Genomic DNA, 18,196 nt, shown 5'->3' on the forward strand with positions numbered 1-18,196 from the left:
CCCTAAAAAGTCTCCACTTCCCGCCGCTGCATCCGGAGTACACCGGGCGCAATAATGAGTTCCAGTTGTTCCGCATCGGTAATGCCGGACTCCGTAAGCCAGTCGCCGCTGATAATCACCTCGCCGTTCTCCCGCGCCCAATAGGCTACTAAATTCTGCCTATCTTGGCTGGTCTCGCAGAGTTTTTCCTGGCTGGCTTCGTTAGTGACGACAGTGATCTTGAGTGTGGGATGCTGAATCGTCTCGGCCGGCGTCAATGCCGGCAAGGGGCATGAGAGCGGCAACGGCCTGACCCATACCGAAACTACCCTGGATGCGGGCAGCCGTCTCAGCCTGACCAGCGGCCGCGACACCAAATTGAAAGGCGCGCAGGCCAGCGGCGAAAAGGTTACCGTCGACGTGGGCCGTGACCTGACGCTGCAAAGTGAACAGGATAGCGACCGCTATGATGCCAAACAGCAAAACGCCGGCGCGGGCGGCAGTTTCACCTTCGGCTCGATGACCGGCTCCGCCAACGTGAGCGCCAGCAAGGACAAGCTGCACAGCAACTTCGACTCGGTAAAAGAACAGACCGGGCTGTTTGCCGGCAAAGGCGGGTATGACGTCAAGGTCAAAGAGCATACCCAGCTCGACGGCGCGGTGATAGCCAGCACGGCAGACAAAGAGAACAACCGCCTCGATACCGGCACGCTGGGTTGGAAGGACATCCACAACCAGGCGGACTACAGCGCGACGCACAGCGGCGGCAGCTTCAGCACCGGCGGGCCGGTGGGCAAAGAACTGTTGACCAACACGGCCGGCGGCATGCTGTCGGGCGCCAACAACAGCGGGCACGCCGAGGGCACGACAAAAGCCGGGGTCAGTGAGGGAACGCTGATAGTCCGTGACACCGACAAACAGCAGCAGGATGTGGCGCAGCTAAACCGGGATACCGAGCATGCCAACGACGGCAGTATCAGCCCGATATTCAACAAGGAGAAGGAGCAGAACCGGCTAAAACAGGCGCAGCTGATTGGGGAGATTGGCGGCCAGACGATGGACGTCATCCGCACGCAGGGCGAGATTGCCGGGCTGAAGGCGCAGAAAGACCCGGTGGCGCTGGCGCAGGCCAGAGAGCAGCTTGAGAAGAGCGGCAAACCGACGAACGATGCGGCGGTGATGCAGCGGGCATACGACAACGCGATGCGGCAATACGGTACCGGCAGCGATCTGCAGAAGGCGGCGCAGGCGGTGACGGGAGCGCTGACGGCGCTGGCGGGCAATAACCTGGCGGGCGCGCTGGCGAGCGGTGCCTCGCCGTACCTGGCGACGGAAATCAAGAAACGGGTCGGTGAGGATAATATCGCCGCCAACGCAATGGCACACGCTGTGCTGGGGGCGGTGACGGCGCAGCTGAACAACCAGTCAGCCGCCGCAGGGGGACTGGGTGCGGGCGGCGGGGAACTGGCGGCGCGCTACATTGCCGGCCAGCTGTACCCGGGCAAAACGGCGCAGCAGCTGAGCGAAAGCGAGAAACAGCAGGTCAGCGCACTGAGCCAGTTGGCGGCGGGGCTTGCCGGCGGGCAGGCTGGCAAGAATGCGGTGGAGAATAACTATCTGAGCAGTAAGCAGATAGATGCCTGGTCAGCTGAAATGAAATCCTGCTAGGCTGGCGGTGGTGACTGTACTGGGATTATTAAAAAGTACGAAGAACTGAGTACCGCCCAGCAGCAACAGCTAATCAGCGATTGTGCAAGCAGCCCAACAACCTGCCAGAAGAAGTACGGTAATGTCTTGGCGGATAGCCTGGCAGTGAAGCAGGCAATAGATCGCGCATTGGGAGAAGATATCCCGATCAAGATGGTCTATGATTTGACGGCGACTTGGGCGCACCAGATGGATGCTGACGGGGTTATTGCCAGTAATAAAGTGTCAGAGCAGATCATGGCCAAATATGGCCTTGATCAGGTTCAGGCGGATTTGATTGCGGGCGTAGCGTTAAGTGCGCTGGGTGGGGTGAGTAAGGTTGGAAAAGGTTCTGGTGGCTCTGCAAATAGCACAGCTAAACTTTCGATTAATCAAGGGCAACAGAATAAACACGTGCCAGGAACTAATGAATACAAAATAGCGTCTGAAGCAGGATTAAATAAAAGTGTACTCACAGTTAAGCCTGATTCATTACTTTCAAAATTAGGAACAGGTCAACAAGTCGGTAGTACGGTTATTGGGGTGCCAGGCTCTAAGGAAAGGATTAACTATGGAAAAGTTATTGGAAACTATATAGATCCTCAAACTGGCGTGTCCACGCCGACTACCAATGGTATTGTTCATTATGGAAAAAATGGTGTTCATATTGTTCCTGCAAGGCCGTCGGAGTAAATAAAACCATGAAAAATCAAACTAATTTTAATAACTATTTTAAGCTATCCATACAAAGGGCTTTACTTGGAAATGTCACTAATAACATGCGAGCCATAATAGCGGAGTTAAGTGAAAACAATATTATTTTATTTTTTTATTATGATGGCGAAGTACATGAAGATGATGAAGAAATCGTCTCTGAGATTGAGGCTGAAGTAATGGCTGATTTTAATGAAGATTGCAATTTTAATGTAAATATAATACGTCTTGATTATCCAAATTCGATCAAAAATGATCGTGGGTTCTGCGTATACCTAAGAAAAGAATCTTAATTAATATCCCGGCCAATCGAGCCGGGATCTTTTTTTTAAGGTTAGCCAGTTATCCTTCAGCAGCTAGTCGGAACATCAATTGTTCTAGCGTAATCCCACCTAGACCCGTAGCCCGGTGGTACAGTCCCGTCGGATAATCGCGAGAGACTTCATAACGCCCGGAATAAAACCTGGCCTCGCAACGCAGGGTGATATCGCCGGGCTGAAGGCACAGAAAGACCCGGCGGCGCTGGCGCAGGCCAGGGAGCAGCTTGAGAAGAGCGGCAAACCGACGAACGATGCGGCGGTGATGAAGCAGGCGTACGACAACGCGATGCGGCAATACGGCACCGGCAGCGACCTGCAGAAGGCGGCGCAGGCGGTAACGGGGGTGCTGACGGCGCTGGCGGGCAATAACCTGGCGGGCGCACTGGCGAGCGGTGCCTCGCCGTACCTGGCGACGGAAATCAAGAAACGGGTCGGTGAGGATAATATCGCCGCCAACGCAATGGCACACGCTGTGCTGGGTGCGGTGACGGCGCAGCTGAACAACCAGTCAGCCGCCGCAGGAGGACTGGGCGCGGGCAGCGGGGAACTGGCGGCGCGCTACATTGCCGGCCAGCTGTACCCGGGCAAAACGGCGCAGCAGCTGAGCGAAAGCGAGAAACAGCAGGTCAGCGCGCTGAGCCAGTTGGCCGCAGGGCTTGCAGGCGGTCTGGCGACGGGGGATACTGCGGGAGCGGTGACCGGCGGGCAGGCAGGGAAGACGGCGGTGGAGAATAACTATCTGAGCAGTAAGCAGATAGATGCCTGGTCAGCTGAAATGAAGTCCTGTCAAGCTGGCGGTGGTGACTGTACTGGGATCATTAAAAATTACGAAGAACTGAGTATCGCCCAGCAACAACAGCTCATCAGTGATTGTGCAAGCAGCCCAACAACCTGCCAGAAGAAGTACGGTAATGTCTTGGCGGATAGTCTGGCAGTGAAGCAGGCAATAGATCGCGCATTAGGAGAAGATATCCCGATCAAGATGGTCTATGATTTGACGGCGACTACTTCCCAATGGGACGTCGTTCCCGGAAAATTATAAAATCCCAGAGCATTACAACTATCCTATTAAATAAAACCAACCCCGGCCAGTTGGCCGGGGCGTTGCTGCTCAGCGTCAGCTCCGGCAACGGCTCATGGGGAAAAGTGATGTTCATGCGGTGCCCTCCGTGGTGGGTGCGATGCGGATGATCAACTGCCCCGACTCAATTAACACTTTGATCCTCTGCATTCCAATACGGGGGTGATCAGATTGCTGACTCAGGGCCAACAAATACAGGTGGAAAATATATACAGGAAGTTATCGAAACGGTAAGAGATAACGCCTCTTGCTTATAGGTGAAATCAACGCTTAGCCTTCCCGACAACTTCTGAATTATTGGAACCTTTTATATTGCATAAGGTTGTTTTCAATCAGATGCAAGCATTGGCATTCTGAATTTTCTGTCTAGGCAGCCATCTAGGTTGATGGTAAGGTAACCTTTCCAAACATTAATATGTCACGGGCAACATGATTGGGTAGGCTAAAAATATTATTTTTGTTTGGCAGCTATCGAGTTGATGAATGTATTTAACTGTTGTGATTCTACGGGTGTATTTTTATTTTCAGTCATGATTGAGTGGAGGTAATAATGTTGCATCGATGACTTTTTGTCACAAGAGTCGAAAAGATAAAGTGCTACGGAAATATCATTCAGTTTTCTCTGCTATTGAACCTTTGGCTATTCAACTTAATGGAGTTTGTCATGCATAAGGATTTGAAAATTTACATTTCATCAGGGCGGTTTAGAAAAATAAGAGAGTGGAACAGGAGGCGGAATTATTACTTCAAAAAAGTGAAGATGAATATTAAGGTTTATATTGCAAAGCTTATCTGGGATAAGCGTAGAAAAAATGTGATTGATATCAAGTCTGTCAAAACCGTATTGCTCCTGCGCAATGAAGGGACAATTGGCGATGTGGTGATTTCGACGCCGCTAGTGAAATGTCTTTATGAGTATGGTTATACGGTGGATTTATTGCTCACAAAATCGAGTAGCGCGGTGGTGAAACACAACCCCTATGTCAGGAATATCTATGAGGCAGATGATTGTAATAATGAGATATTTTTGAAACGGTTCACTCACACAGTTGCAAAATCAACAGTTAAGATGTTAAGCGGGAATAATTATGATCTGGTTGTTGATCTTTGTTTGTTTGATACCCCGGTACATAGGATGATGCTTTTTCGCGATATAAACGCAAGGTTTGTTCTTGGTTTTAATAAATGGGATTGCATTAACCACTACAGCAAATCTATTTCATTTGACAATGGTAAGGAACATGTGACGAAAGCAATTGCTTTGATTGCCCATGCCGCAGGGCTCAATCTTACAAATCGCCGTGCCTATGACTTGCATATCCCAGATGAGATAACTTTTGAAGTGAGAGAGTATTTAAGAGGTTGGAAGGATAAAATCAAGATTGTCATTAATGTTTTTACCGGAAGTCCAGAGAGAAATCTATCCAGAGAGCAACTTGTTCGGCTTATTGATATGCTTAATGAAAAATCGTCAAGTATAAGTATAATTATTCTCGATCACCGAAAGGAACTGACTATATCTCTACCAAGTAACGTTGTTATAAATCCATTTAATTCATTGCATCATGTCATGGCTTTGATCCGGGAGGTTGACGTGATTATATCCCCGGATACGTCGATTGTACATATTTCTGCTGCATGGAATAAATCATTGGTTTGCGTTTACAAGAACGTAACAGATAATAATGACCTGTGGGCGCCAGACTATGAAAATGCAAAGCAGATTATTGTTAATAGCAGAAAAATAGCTGATGTGGATAATGTTCCGGAGCTTATATTGCATGAAATCGGCCGAAGAGGCCTGTTAGATAAGCAAGAAATAAAACAGCTGCAGCAGTCCGTTGATCGGTGAGGCGGATGCCGCCGTAAACGCAATATTGCCCACCGGCGCGGTAACGACCCAACCCCTCGAGCAGCGCATTGCTCGAGAGGCCGGCCGTCTATCTCAACCCCGGGACTCAGCCACGGCTGGTTTCCTCCCGCAGTGCGGCGCTGACCTCGTGCGCCGTCGGTTGTTCGGAACGCAGCGCCCGGCGGATGGCGAAGAAAGCGGCGATCAGCATGGTCACCGCCACCAGCATAAAGAACCCGCACAGCGCGGCGTTGATTTGGTTGCTGAACACGATGGTCTCCATGTCCTTCAGCGACTTGGCCGGCGCAATGATCGTGCCTTGCTCGATGCCGGTGGAGAACTTCTTCGCCTGCGCCAGGAAGCCGATGCTCGGTTTTTCGTGGAAGATCTTCTGCCAGCCGGCGGTCATCGAGGTGACGAACAGCCAGGCGGTCGGCAGAATAGTCACCCAGGCGTAGCGCTGCTTCTTCATCTTGAACAGCACCACGGTGCCGAGGATCAGCGCCATCGATGCCAGCATCTGGTTGCCGATGCCGAACAGCGGCCACAGGGTATTGATGCCGCCGAGCGGATCGACCACCCCCTGATACACGAAGAAGCCCCAACCGGCCACCGCCACCGTGGTGCCCGCGAGGTTGCCGAGCCAGGAGCGGTTGTTGGCCAGCTGCGGCACCGCCACGCCCACCAGATCCTGCACCATAAAGCGGCAGGCGCGGGTGCCGGCGTCGACGGCGGTCAGGATGAACAGCGCTTCGAACAGAATGGCGAAGTGGTACCAGAACGCCATCATCGCCCGGCTATTGAACACCTCGCTGATGATGTGCGCCATGCCCACGGCGAAGGTCGGGGCACCGCCGGCGCGCGACAGTATCGAATTCTCACCCACCTCTTTGGCGATCAGCGCCAGCGTTTCCGGCGTGACGATAAAGCCCCAGCTGTTAATGACCTGCGAAGCATTTTCCACCGTGGTGCCGATCAGCGCCGCCGGCGAGTTCATGGCGAAGTAAACGCCCGGATCCAGCACCGAGGCGCAGATCAGCGCCATGATGGCGACGAAAGACTCCATCAGCATGGCGCCGTAACCGATAAAGCGAATGTGGCTTTCGCGCTCCACCAGTTTGGGCGTGGTGCCGCTGGAGACCAGCGCGTGGAAGCCGGAAATGGCGCCGCAGGCGATGGTGATGAACAGGAATGGGAACAGGGCGCCGGCGAACACCGGGCCGCTGCCGTCGATAAAGCGCGAAACCGCCGGCATTTTCATCTCCGGCATGGCGAAAACGATGCCGATGGCAAGGCCGATGATGACGCCGATCTTCATAAAGGTCGAAAGGTAGTCGCGCGGCGCCAGCAGTAGCCACACCGGCAGCACCGAGGCGACGAAGCCGTAGATCACCAGCACCCAGGTCAGGGTGGTGCCGTGCAGCGTGAAGAACGGCCCCCAGTAGGGATCTTGCGCCACGTTGCCGCCGTAAACGATCGCCAGCAGCATCAGCACGAAGCCGATCACTGAGATTTCAGCGATTTTGCCCGGCCGGATAAAGCGCATGTAGACGCCCATGAACAGCGCGATCGGGATGGTGGCGGCGATGGTGAACAGCCCCCACGGGCTGTCGGCCAGCGCCTTCACCACCACCAGCGCCAGCGCCGACAGGATGATGATCATCACCCCCAGCGCGCCGAGCATGGTAATCACCCCGGCGAACGCCCCCAGCTCTTGCTTGGCCATCTCCCCCAGCGAACGTCCGTCGCGGCGGGTGGAGATGAACAGCACCAGAAAATCCTGCACCGCGCCGGCCAACATAACGCCGACCAGGATCCAGATGGTCCCCGGCAGGAAGCCCATCTGCGCGGCCAGGATCGGCCCCACCAGCGGCCCGGCGCCGGCGATGGCGGCGAAGTGGTGGCCGAACAGCACCCATTTGTTGGTGGGCACGTAGTCCAGGCCGTCGTTGTGGCGTTCGGCCGGGGTAAGACGGCGGTCATCCAGTTCAAAGACCTTGTCGGCGATGAACCGGCTGTAGAAGCGGTAGGCGATGCTGTAGCAGGCGACGGCGGCGACCACCAGCCAGACGGCGTTGACGTGTTCGCCGCGGCTGAGCGCCAGCATGGCGAAGGCGAAAGCGCCGACCAACGCCACCAGCAGCCAGATAAGTCCGGACCTGATGTTTTTCATGAAACAACTCCTTGGCGTACAGAGGTAGAAATTGACGTTGTTATTAGGGATGACGTTTTAACAGTAGAAGTTTTGCCGCCGAACCGCGGCAGGTCGGATGAGAAATGTGAAGCAGGTGGGGTTTTGGTGGAAAAACAACGTGATGAAACCCCATTGGTGCAGGCTGTCGTCGCAATGTGGCCCGGCAGCGTTTCCTGCTGCATTTTTAATTTTTATCTGGCGAATAATATCTAAACCCATCGCTTGCGCGATCCCTTTGGCATTATTTTTCTGTATTGCCGACACAAGGGGTACTAATAAACGTTTTGCGTGATATATCTTGGCTCGCGCTCGAAGCGCCATTCATTTATTTCACAAATAATAAAGTCAATAAAAGGAATTAATAATGATAGATAAAGTCATTGCAGGTTATTTACCGCAGCTAACGGCCATTCGTCATGATATTCATCAGCACCCGGAGCTTGGCTTCGAGGAGTTTCGTACCAGCGATTTGGTGGCGGATTATCTGAGTTCGTGGGGGTATGAGGTGCACCGCGGATTGGCGGGCACCGGCGTCGTCGGTACGCTGCGGGTGGGTGACGGCGTGAAAAGCCTCGGGCTGCGCGCCGATATGGATGCGCTGCCGATCGAAGAAAACAACGGCAAATCCTGGAGCAGCAGCGTGCCCAACCGCATGCACGGTTGCGGCCACGACGGCCATACCACCATGTTGCTCGGCGCTGCGCGTTACCTGGCGCAAACCCGCCGCTTCAATGGCACGCTGCATCTGATTTTTCAGCCGGCGGAAGAGACGCTGGGCGGCGGCGCGTTGATGGTGGAGCAAGGGTTATTCGAACGCTTTCCCTGTGACGCCATCTTCGCCATGCACAACATGCCGGGTCTGCCGGTGGGCGAGTTTTTCTTCCGTCACGGCGCCTTTATGGCTTCGACGGACCAATTCGTCGTTACCGTGCAAGGCTGCGGTGGGCACGGCGCTATGCCGCATCTGACCGTCGATCCGGTGCTGGTGGCCTCGCATATCGTCGTCGCGCTGCAAAGCATCGTCTCGCGTAATACCGATCCGCTGGAGGCGGCGGTGATCACCGTCGGCAGCATTAAGGCCGGTGAGGCGGCCAATGTTATCCCGGACAGCGCGGAAATGCGGCTTAGCGTGCGATCGCTGGGGCGCGAGTGGCGAACCGAGCTGTTAACGCGCATTCCTGCGCTGATTCAGGCGCAGGCGCAAAGCTTCGGTGCCACGGCAATCGTGAACCACATCAACGGCGCTCCGGTATTGGTTAACGATGAGGTCATGACGCGCTTCGCGCATCAGGTGGCGCAGCAGCAGTTCGGCGCCGCGCGCGCGCACTACGGCGCCAAGCCGCTGATGGGCAGTGAAGATTTCACCTTCATGCTCGAGGCGCAGCCGCAGGGTTGTTATCTGCTGATCGGTAATGGCGACGGTGAAGGAAGCTGTATGGTGCATAACCCGGGATATGACTTTAACGATGAATGCCTGGCGGCGGGCAGCCATTATTGGGGCGCGCTGGTGGAAGCCTATTTAAAATAAACTAAAAGAATAATAACAGGGAAGGTCATAATGAGTGAAAATACGGCGGTGACGCAATCAGAAATAAATGCGCCGTCGAAGACGGGTGGCAAGAAAGTGATATTTGCCGCCTCCTTCGGTAATGCACTGGAATTTTTCGACTTCGGCATTTATAACTTCTTCGTCATTTATATTAGTGTGCTGTTCTTTCCGCCGTCGAGCGATCCTAATCTGGCGTTGCTGCTGGCGTTCGCCACGTTCGGCGTCAGTTTTATTATGCGGCCTCTGGGCGGTATTTTGATCGGCGCCTATGCCGATCGCCGCGGCCGCAAACCGGCGATGATCCTGACGATTTCGTTGATGAGCCTGGGTACGGCGATGATCGGTTTTGCGCCGACCTACGCCAGCGCCGGCTATTGGGGAACCATCACGCTGGTGGCGGCGCGCCTTATCCAGGGTGTGGCGGCGGGTGGAGAGGTGGGGGCGTCGATGTCGTTGCTGGTGGAGTCGGCGCCGCCTAATCGGCGCGGCTTCTATTCCAGCTGGTCACTGGCGACGCAGGGTATCGCCAGCGTGATTGGCGGTGTGACAGCGCTGGGGTTGAGCGCCGCGCTGCCGCTGCTTTCGGGCGAACCGAACGCGATGGCTGAATGGGGGTGGCGCATTCCTTTCTTTATCGGCGTGGCGCTTGCTCCGCTCGGTTGCTGGCTGCGCCTCGGGCTGGAAAGCGACCGTCCGCCGATGTCGCGCACTCAGGAGCCGCCTGCGCAGCTGCGCCGGCACTCGCGAGCGGTGGTGCTCGGCGTGATGTTGACCATCGGCGCCACGGTTGCCACGTACATTTCTATGTATTATCTCGGTACCTTTGCGGTGAAGTATCTGGGCATGGCGCAGACTTACGGCTATGCCGCGATGCTGCTGGCCGGGATCATCACTTTCGGCGGCAGTTTGCTGGTTGGGGGCTGGTGCGATCGCTATGGCCGTCTGCCGCTGATCCGCTGGGCGCGGATCGCCATTTTGCTGCTGGCGTTGCCGGTTTTCTGGTTGCTGACGGTGGCGCCGTATCCGGCGGTGTTGCTGAGCGTGGTTGCGCTGATGGTTGGGCTAACGACGTTGGGGTCTGTTCCTACGCTGTTGGTGATTTCCGAGCTGTTTCCGCAGCGCGTACGCGCGCTGGGGTTTGCGTTGGTTTATAGCCTTGGCGTCGCAATCTTCGGCGGCTTTGCCCAATACATCGCTTCACAGTCGATCGCACTCAGCGGTTCGCTGCTGGCGCCCGCCGGCTATCTGATGTTGGCGACGCTGATCTCGCTGGCCGCGCTGCCGCTGTTGCGTGAAACCGGCGGCGATCCGCTGCGCTAGCAGACGCGGGGCAAAAAAAGCGCCGGCGGTTCTCACCGCCGGCGTTTTGCGTTACGACCGTTTCAGGTTGGCGTTCAGGCCACAGGGCGGGCGATCACGCTGCGGGTTTCCATGCGTACTTCGGCGATGGTGACCTGCAAGGTGTCGCTCTGGCGATAAACCACTTCACCTTTGATCTGCACGGTGCCGGTTTCCTGGCTGCATTGCATCTCGTCACGCACCGCATGAATGAACGGCGCCGGGATGAAGGCAACCGCGCCGTTGTCCAGCAGGCGCACGCGCAGGCCGCCGCGTGTCACGTCGATAATCTCGGCGTTGAAGCGGGTATCGGTGCCGGCCTTGTCCTGCAGGAAACGGGCGTACAGCCAGTCGCCGACGTCGCGTTCCGCCATGCGGTTCAGGCGGCGGCGTTCCGCCAACTGCACCGTCACGTCATCCTGCGGTTTTTCCGCCGGCTGCTGGTTGATGATCGCCTTCAGCAGGCGATGGTTGACCATATCGCCGTATTTACGGATTGGCGATGTCCAGGTGGCGTAAGCCTCCAGCCCCAGACCGAAGTGCGGCCCCGGCGTGGTGCTGATCTCGGCGAAGGTCTGGAAGCGGCGGATGCGGCTGTCGAGGAACTGGGTCGGCTGCGCATCCAGATGGCGGCGCAGTTCGCAGAAACCGTCGAGAGTCAGCAGCTTCTCGGCTTCGGCTTCCACGCCGTTAGCCTGCAGCACGGTGACCGCTTGCTCGACCAGCGCAGGATCGAAACCGGTGTGCACGTTGTACACGCCGAAGCCCAAACGATCGCGCAGCACGATGGCGGCGCAGACGTTGGCGGCGATCATGCACTCTTCAACGATACGGTTGGCGCTGCGGCGCTGCTCGGTGACGATCTCCAGCACGTCGCCTTTTTCACCCAACACGAAGCGGTAGTCCGGGCGATCTTTGAATACCAGCGCATGCTGGTGGCGCCAGGCGTTGCGCGCGTCGCAAACGCGTTTCAGCAGGGTGATCTGTTGCGCGATGGCGTCGCTCGGCGGTTGCCAGCCAGCAATGCCGTCCAGCCAGTCGGAGACTTCGTCGTACACCAGTTTGGCTTTGGATTCGATCTCGGCGGCGAAGAACTGAATATCGTCACCCAGCGCGCCGTCGGCGGCGATGGTCACGCGGCAAGCCAGCACCTGACGGCGCTCGTTAGGGCGCAGTGAGCACAGGTTGTCCGACAGATCGCGCGGCAGCATCGGGATGTTGAAGCCCGGCAGGTAGTTGGTGAAGGCGCGCACGCGGGCAATATCGTCCAGTTTGCTGCCTTGTTCGACGTAGGCGGTCGGATCGGCGATGGCGATGGTCAACTGCAGCGAACCGTCAGCGTTGTCGGTCACGTACAGCGCATCATCCATGTCCTCGGTGCTGGCGCTGTCGATGGTGACGAATTCGAGCGCGGTCAGATCTTCACGCACCAGCGCCGCGTTCGGCTCGCTGAGTGCCTGCATCTCCGGCGCCTCTTTTTCCAGGTTGTGACGCGCCAGCGTCACCCACCACGGGGCGAAATGGTCTTCACCGTCGGTGATAAACTGGGTCAGGTCGGCGTTGAAGCCGCGATCGCCTTTCAGCGGGTGACGACGCATTTCCGCCACCGCCCAGTCGCCGGCCTGGAAGTTGTGGGTCAGTTCACGCACCGGGCGGCACGGAATCGCCTCTTTCAGCAACGGATGATCGGGCACGATGGACAGACGATCGTCGCGCTTTTGCACGCGGCCGACAAAGCGCGACAGGAACGGCTCGACCAGGGTTTCCGGCTCGGCGATTTCGCGCTCTTTCTCGGTGTGCAGGGTGGCGATAATGCGATCCCCGTGCATGACTTTCTTCATGTACGGCGGTGGAATGAAGTAGCTTTTTTGACCGTCTACTTCAAGAAAGCCAAAGCCTTTCTCAGTCCCTTTCACGACGCCTTCAACGCGCGGGGTCTGAGAGTGAAGTTGCTGTTTAAGCTGCGCCAGCAGCGGGTTATCTTGAAACATATCGTCCAGTGAATGGGTTGTGAGTGGCAAGATTTGCGGCTGACAGTTTTACGCGAATCACCCGCTGCGAGCAAGCCTAACGTCACGGAACCCCGCGTTGCCGCGCGATTTTGCGCAAGAATGGTCAATCGAAGTGCGATAGATGAAAAACCCCGGCGCGAGGGCCGGGGTGAAGGAGGGGGCAATCAGTCCCGCAGCGGCGTCGGCTGCAGGATTTCAATCCAGTAATCGTCCGGATCGCGAATGAACGCCACGTAGTTCATGCGGCCTTCGTGCAGGCGTTTCTGGAAGGTGACGCCGAGGCGTTCAAACCGCTCACAGGCGGCGCGCACGTCCGGCACCGTGACGCACAGGTGGCCAAAGCCGCGCGGCTCGCCGTTGCCGTTGTGGTAGTGGAAATCCGCCTGATTCTCGGTGCCGTGGTTATGGGTCAGTTCGAGAATGCCCGGTTGGCTCAGCGCCCAGCGTTTGCGTTCGTCGTCATCCTGCGGGATCTGCTCGCGTGGGCTGCGCGTCAGGTAGCAGATGGTGAAAGCGGCTTCTTCGAACGTTTCCAGATAGACCGGGGTAAAGCCCAGTACGCGGGTATAGAAATCCAGCGCCTTGGTCAGGTCCTTCACGCGGATCATGGTGTGGTTGAACACGTAACCGTCGGTTACCGCGTCCGGTTGGGCCGCCACGCCGGGCAGCGTCAGTAGGTCATTCAGTGGCATCAGAGGTCCTCCTCAGGGTGTTGGCAGACTGTAGATGAAATCGATGCTAATCTAAAGTGATTGTTTTTAACTAAAACACTAACTAAAAGTGAATAATTAATGAAGCTGAGTCAGCTGAAGTTTTTCTGCACCGTGGTGGAACACAAAACCATCGCCGCCGCCGCCCGCGAGCTGCACTGCGTGCCTTCCAACGTCACGCTGCGGCTGCGCGAGCTGGAGGAGTCGCTGGGCGGCGAGCTGTTTTTCCGCGACAAGAACCGGCTGTACGTCAATCCCAAAGGACGACTGTTCTATCAGCAGGCGCGCGACATCGTGGCGCAGGCCGAGCGCAGCAAGCAGCTGTTCGCCGGCGAGCAACAGCATGGGCTGTTAAACCTCGGCGCGCTGGATTTTTCGCTGGTCAGTCACTTGCCGGCGCGCATTGCCCGGCTGCGCCGTTTACAGCCTCATTTGCAGATCAACGTGCTGAGCCGCGACTCGCTGGTGCTGGAACGCATGCTGATCGACAGCGATCTCGATCTGGCGATTACCGACGGCCCAATTGAACATCCGCTGCTGGCCAGCCAAAAGGCGTTTGACGAACGGCTGGTGCTGCTGATGCCGGCCGACGCCGGGCAACCCGACGCCGCTATCCTGGCGGCGCTGGAGTTTTACACCTTCAGCCGCGAATGCTCGTTCCGCCTGAAGGTCGATCACTGGCTGGCCTCGCGCGGGCTGAAGCCGCGCATGACGCTGGAAATGGAATCTTATGCCGCGATGGCGGCCTGCGTGCAGGCCGGTTGCGGCGTCGCCTGCGTGCCTGGCTCTTTGCTGCCGCAGATCTTGCCAGCGCCGGGGCTGAAGGTGGTGGAAATGGGCGAGGAGGGCGTGAGCGATCTCTACTTCGTCTGGCGCAGGCATCAGTTGTCTGACGAATTGCAGACCATCCTGGAGATATTGGCGCGCCCGGCGTGAACCGGGCGCGCGTTTTCAGGCAATACGCAGCGAGGGTTGCTGCTCGCTGCGGCGAATCACCACCGGGATTGACTTCGACGTCGGGGTGCCGGTGCCGTCGCCGAAGCTCGCCAGCGGCACCAGCGGGTTGGTTTCCGGATAGTAGGCCGCCAGGTTGCCACGCGGAATGTCGTAACTCACCAGCTTGAAGCCGTCCACCTTGCGCACCACGCCGTCGTTCCACAGGGTCTCTATCTCAACCCGTTCGCCATCCTGCAGGCCCAGCGCCGCCAGATCTTCCGGATGGATGAACAACACTTCGCGCTGCCCGTAAACGCCGCGGTAGCGGTCATCCAGGCCATAGATGGTAGTGTTGTACTGATCGTGCGAACGCAGGGTTTGCAGGGTAAACGGCGCTTGCTCGTCGCCCAGCTGCGGGAACAGGGTCGCCGGCAGCGCGGCGGCGCTGAATTCCGCCTTGCCGCTTGGCGTGGCGAAGCGCAGTTCGGCGGCGGCGTTGCCCAGGTAGAACCCGCCGGGCTGGTCGCAGCGCCGGTTGAAATCCTCGAAGCCGGGAATGGTGGCGGCGATATGATCGCGGATCAGCGAGTAGTCGTCGGCCAACTCCAGCCAGTCCAGCTGCTGCGTGCCCAGCACCGCGTCGGCAATGCCGCAAACGATCGCCGTTTCCGAACGTTGCGTATCCGCCAGCGGTTTGCCGATGCCTTCCGAAGCGTGAACCATGCTGAACGAATCTTCGACCGTGATGTACTGCGAGCCGCTGGCCTGCATATCCAGCTCGGTGCGGCCCAGCGTTGGCAGGATCAACGCGTCTTTGCCGGTCACCAGGTGGCTACGGTTAAGTTTGGTGCTGATGTGCACCGTCAAATCGCAGTTGCGCAGGGCGCGGGCGGTGCGCTCGGTGTCCGGCGCCGCGGCGGCCAGATTGCCGCCCAGCGCGATCAGCACTTTCACTTCGCCGCGCAGCATCGCTTCGATCGCTTCCACCGTGTTGTGGCCCAGCGCGCGATTGGCGGTGAAGTTAAAGTGGCGTTCCAGGCTGTCGAGCAGCGCCTTCGGCGACTTCTCATCGATCCCCATGGTGCGGTTGCCCTGGACGTTGCTGTGGCCGCGTACCGGGCACAGACCGGCGCCCGGTTTGCCCAGTTGCCCGAACAGCAGCTGCAGGTTGGTGATTTCACGCACCGTCGCAATAGAGTGCTTATGCTGAGTCACGCCCATCGCCCAGGTGCAGATCACCCGTTCAGCGCCCTGGTAGGTGGCCGCCGCCTGGCGCAATTGCGCTTCGCTCAGGCCCGATTGTGCGGTAATGGTCCGCCACTCGGTCGCATCCACCTGCGCCAGGTATGCCTCCACGCCGACGCAGTGCCGTTCGATAAACGCCAGGTCAAACAGGGCGGGTTCACCGGCGGCCAGCCGCTGGCGGTGGGTTTCCAGCAGGGCTTTCACCATGCCGCGCACCGCCGCCATATCGCCGCCCAGATTCGGCTGGTAATAGGAGGAGCTGATCGGCGAGGATTTTGGCGTCAGCATCTGCACCGGATCCTGCGGATCGGCGAATCTTTCCAGCCCGCGCTCGCGCAGGGTGTTGAAACTGACGATGCGCGCGCCGCGTCGGGCGGCGTTTTTCAGGCTGTGCAGCATGCGCGGGTGGTTGGTGCCGGGGTTTTGACCGAACACGAAGATGGCATCGGCTTTTTCGAAGTCATCGATGCGGATGGTGCCTTTGCCGACGCCGATGCTCTGCTTCAGCCCAACGCCGCTCGCCTCGTGGCACATATTGGAACAGTCGGGGAAGTTGCTGGTGCCGAGCATGCGGCCAAACAGCTGATAAAGGTACGACGCTTCGTTGCTGGCGCGGCCCGAGGTATACAGCTCGATCTGGTTCGGGTTGTCCATGCCGTTGATGTGTTTGGCGATCAGCGCCAGCGCGTCCGGCCAATGGATAGGCTCATAGTGGTCGGTTTCGGCGTTGTAACGCATCGGATGGGTGAGGCGCCCCTGATACTCGAGGAAATAGTCGCTCTGCTGCTGCAGGGTGCTGACGCTGTGGGCGGCGAAGAACTCAGGCTCGACGGCGCTGCGCGTCGCTTCCCAACTGACCGCCTTGGCGCCGTTTTCGCAGAAGCTGAAGGTGCTGTGGTTATCGTCGCCCCAGGCGCAACCGGGGCAGTCGAAGCCGCGCGCCTTGTTGACGCGCATCAGGTTGCGCATGTTTTTTAGGGTTTGTTTACTGTCGAGGACAAAGCGGGTGGTGGCTTCAAGCGAACCCCAGCCGCCCGCTGGGCCGGTATAAGGCTTGATTGACGGTTTGAATTTCATGGTGACACTTCGCAGGTGGTTGTAGCTAAAAAGTAAACGCTTTTTTATGCGTCTTGCGTATTTATGTCACAAGTTTAGGGGGGCGGCAGGCAGGCGTCTAATCGAATGGGGCAATGGCGGCATAGAGCATATCTATCGCAGGCGGACGCTGACCTAAACAAATGGTTGCATAAAGACACCCGCTGCAAAAGAGTAATGGTTTCGCCTGAAAGTGAATTAATGCAGTCTATCTCGCGGATTATATTGGCATTTTATTTAGCCTGCGGGCCTGAGGAACACAGCGTGAAGCGTTCAGTATCAGTGGTGATCGGCGGTATCTTACTGCCTTTAGCTGCGCAGGCGGCGGAAACGGCGTCCCATTTTCCCACCATGACCCCACCGGCGATAGACGCCGCCTCTTACGTATTGATGGATTACACTACCGGCCAGGTGCTGGCTGCCGGCAATGCCGACGAGCGCCGCAATCCGGCCAGCCTGACCAAACTCATGACCGGGTTGGTGATCGATCATGCGCTCGATGAGCATAAGATTGGCCTCGATGATGTTGTTACGGTGGGCAAGGACGCCTGGGCGCAGGGCAACCCGGTGTTCAAAGGCTCCTCGCTGATGTTCCTGAAGCCTGGTGACAGGGTCACGGTGCGCGATCTCAGCCGCGGCATCATCATCGATTCCGGCAACGACGCCTGCGTGGCGATGGCGGACTATGTGGCGGGCAGCCAGGCCAACTTCGTCAAGCTGATGAACGAGAAGAGCGCCCAACTGGGATTGCAGAACACCCATTTTGAGACGGTGCACGGGCTGGATGCGCCAGGGCAGTTCACCACCGCCGGCGATCTGGCGGTGATCGCGCGCGCCATCATCATGAGCGAGCCGGCGGAATACCACATGTACAGCGAGAAATCGCTGACGTGGAACGGCATCACGCAGCAGAACCGCAACGGCCTGCTGTGGGATAAGACTCTGCACGTCGACGGCCTGAAAACCGGGCACACCGCCTCGGCCGGCTTCAACATCATCGCCTCCGCCACCGAAGGAGATCGCCGCCTGATCGCCGTGGTGATGGGCGGCAAAAGTTCCAAAGGCCGCGAGGAACAGGCGCGTAAGCTGTTGACGTGGGGGCTGCGCGACTTTACCACGGTGCACCTGTTCAGCGCCGGCCAGAGCCTGGGGGAAGAACCGGTCTGGTACGGCGAAAGCCACCGCTTGCCGGTCGGCAGTGCGCAGGACCAGTCGCTCAGCCTGCCGAAAAGCGAGGCGGACAAACTGAAGGCGCAGTATGTGATCAATGCTGCGCGGCTGGAAGCGCCGGTCAACAAAGGACAAACCGTTGGCGAGATCCGCATCAGCGATAATGGCCAGGTGGTGAAAACCCTGCCGCTGGTGGCGCTGCAGGCGGTGCCGCAGGGCGGCGTGTTCTCACGCCTGATGGATTACATGAAGCTGAAGCTCTGACTCACCGGGCGAGCGACGACGCCCGGTGGTATACTGAGCGCGAATGCCGAT

At 57.7% G+C, this 18,196-nt stretch carries 14 protein-coding genes and 1 pseudogene; 9 read left to right on the forward strand and 6 right to left on the reverse strand.

Going from position 1 to position 18,196, the window contains the following annotated elements:
- Nucleotides 1–2 precede the first annotated feature (2 nt).
- A complete protein-coding gene (locus AC2CGI_RS06055) occupies nt 3–284 on the reverse strand; it encodes a hypothetical protein (protein ID WP_075686847.1) in 282 nt (93 codons plus the stop codon).
- Here AC2CGI_RS06055 and AC2CGI_RS06060 point away from each other — a divergent pair.
- The 5 genes and pseudogenes from AC2CGI_RS06060 to AC2CGI_RS06080 all read left to right on the forward strand — a co-directional run.
- Nucleotides 241–1,611 (forward strand): annotated as a pseudogene (locus AC2CGI_RS06060) (hemagglutinin repeat-containing protein); the annotation flags it as partial. The gene AC2CGI_RS06055 and the pseudogene AC2CGI_RS06060 overlap by 44 nt on opposite strands.
- A 162-nt stretch (nt 1,612–1,773) precedes the next feature.
- On the forward strand, nt 1,774–2,358 hold the full coding sequence (locus AC2CGI_RS06065; RefSeq protein ID WP_076741178.1) for a polymorphic toxin type 50 domain-containing protein: 585 nt from the start codon (nt 1,774–1,776) through the stop codon (nt 2,356–2,358).
- Between the two features lie 8 nt (nt 2,359–2,366).
- Nucleotides 2,367–2,672, forward strand: a complete 306-nt coding sequence (locus tag AC2CGI_RS06070) for a MafI2 family immunity protein (RefSeq protein ID WP_130054758.1) — start codon at nt 2,367–2,369, stop codon at nt 2,670–2,672.
- Between the two features lie 115 nt (nt 2,673–2,787).
- Nucleotides 2,788–3,741 (forward strand): VENN motif pre-toxin domain-containing protein, encoded by a 954-nt coding sequence (locus AC2CGI_RS06075; protein ID WP_423251865.1) that lies wholly within the window; start codon nt 2,788–2,790, stop codon nt 3,739–3,741.
- Between the two features lie 703 nt (nt 3,742–4,444).
- The gene (locus AC2CGI_RS06080; protein ID WP_076741179.1) at nt 4,445–5,632 is read left to right on the forward strand and encodes a glycosyltransferase family 9 protein; all 1,188 of its coding nucleotides are present in this window, start codon (nt 4,445–4,447) and stop codon (nt 5,630–5,632) included.
- Between the two features lie 106 nt (nt 5,633–5,738).
- On the opposite strand, the gene AC2CGI_RS06085 is transcribed toward AC2CGI_RS06080, so the two are convergent.
- A complete protein-coding gene (locus AC2CGI_RS06085; RefSeq protein ID WP_046898209.1) occupies nt 5,739–7,805 on the reverse strand; it encodes a carbon starvation CstA family protein in 2,067 nt (688 codons plus the stop codon).
- A 57-nt stretch (nt 7,806–7,862) separates the two neighbouring features.
- Nucleotides 7,863–8,147: a hypothetical protein gene (locus tag AC2CGI_RS06090; protein WP_126181070.1), complete on the reverse strand. Its 285-nt coding sequence runs from the start codon at nt 8,145–8,147 to the stop codon at nt 7,863–7,865.
- Nucleotides 8,148–8,190: 43 nt separating this feature from the next.
- Here AC2CGI_RS06090 and AC2CGI_RS06095 point away from each other — a divergent pair, with 43 nt between their 5' ends.
- Nucleotides 8,191–9,354 carry a M20 aminoacylase family protein gene (locus AC2CGI_RS06095; RefSeq protein ID WP_076741180.1) on the forward strand — a complete coding sequence of 388 codons (1,164 nt, stop codon included), beginning with the start codon at nt 8,191–8,193 and terminating at the stop codon, nt 9,352–9,354.
- Nucleotides 9,355–9,384: 30 nt separating this feature from the next.
- A complete protein-coding gene (locus AC2CGI_RS06100; RefSeq protein WP_015378025.1) occupies nt 9,385–10,695 on the forward strand; it encodes an MFS transporter in 1,311 nt (436 codons plus the stop codon).
- 74 nt (nt 10,696–10,769) lie between these two features.
- On the opposite strand, the gene AC2CGI_RS06105 is transcribed toward AC2CGI_RS06100, so the two are convergent.
- Both AC2CGI_RS06105 and gloA read right to left on the reverse strand, forming a co-directional pair.
- Nucleotides 10,770–12,704, reverse strand: coding sequence for an exoribonuclease II (locus AC2CGI_RS06105; protein ID WP_031299676.1), 1,935 nt, complete (start codon nt 12,702–12,704; stop codon nt 10,770–10,772).
- A 185-nt stretch (nt 12,705–12,889) separates the two neighbouring features.
- Complete coding sequence (gloA, locus tag AC2CGI_RS06110) at nt 12,890–13,417, reverse strand: lactoylglutathione lyase (RefSeq protein WP_015378023.1); 528 nt, start codon at nt 13,415–13,417, stop codon at nt 12,890–12,892.
- Between the two features lie 99 nt (nt 13,418–13,516).
- On the opposite strand from gloA, the gene AC2CGI_RS06115 reads away from it, so the two are divergent.
- Nucleotides 13,517–14,371 carry a LysR family transcriptional regulator gene (locus AC2CGI_RS06115; RefSeq protein ID WP_076741181.1) on the forward strand — a complete coding sequence of 285 codons (855 nt, stop codon included), beginning with the start codon at nt 13,517–13,519 and terminating at the stop codon, nt 14,369–14,371.
- Between the two features lie 15 nt (nt 14,372–14,386).
- Here AC2CGI_RS06115 and AC2CGI_RS06120 read toward each other — a convergent pair whose 3' ends face one another.
- Nucleotides 14,387–16,693, reverse strand: coding sequence for an FdhF/YdeP family oxidoreductase (locus AC2CGI_RS06120; protein ID WP_076741182.1), 2,307 nt, complete (start codon nt 16,691–16,693; stop codon nt 14,387–14,389).
- Nucleotides 16,694–16,975: 282 nt separating this feature from the next.
- Between AC2CGI_RS06120 and dacD the strand changes: the two genes are divergently transcribed.
- Nucleotides 16,976–18,145, forward strand: a complete 1,170-nt coding sequence (gene dacD, locus AC2CGI_RS06125; protein WP_015378020.1) for a serine-type D-Ala-D-Ala carboxypeptidase DacD — start codon at nt 16,976–16,978, stop codon at nt 18,143–18,145.
- Nucleotides 18,146–18,196 lie beyond the last annotated feature (51 nt).

The organism is Serratia sp. LSHTC3, assembly GCF_057197125.1.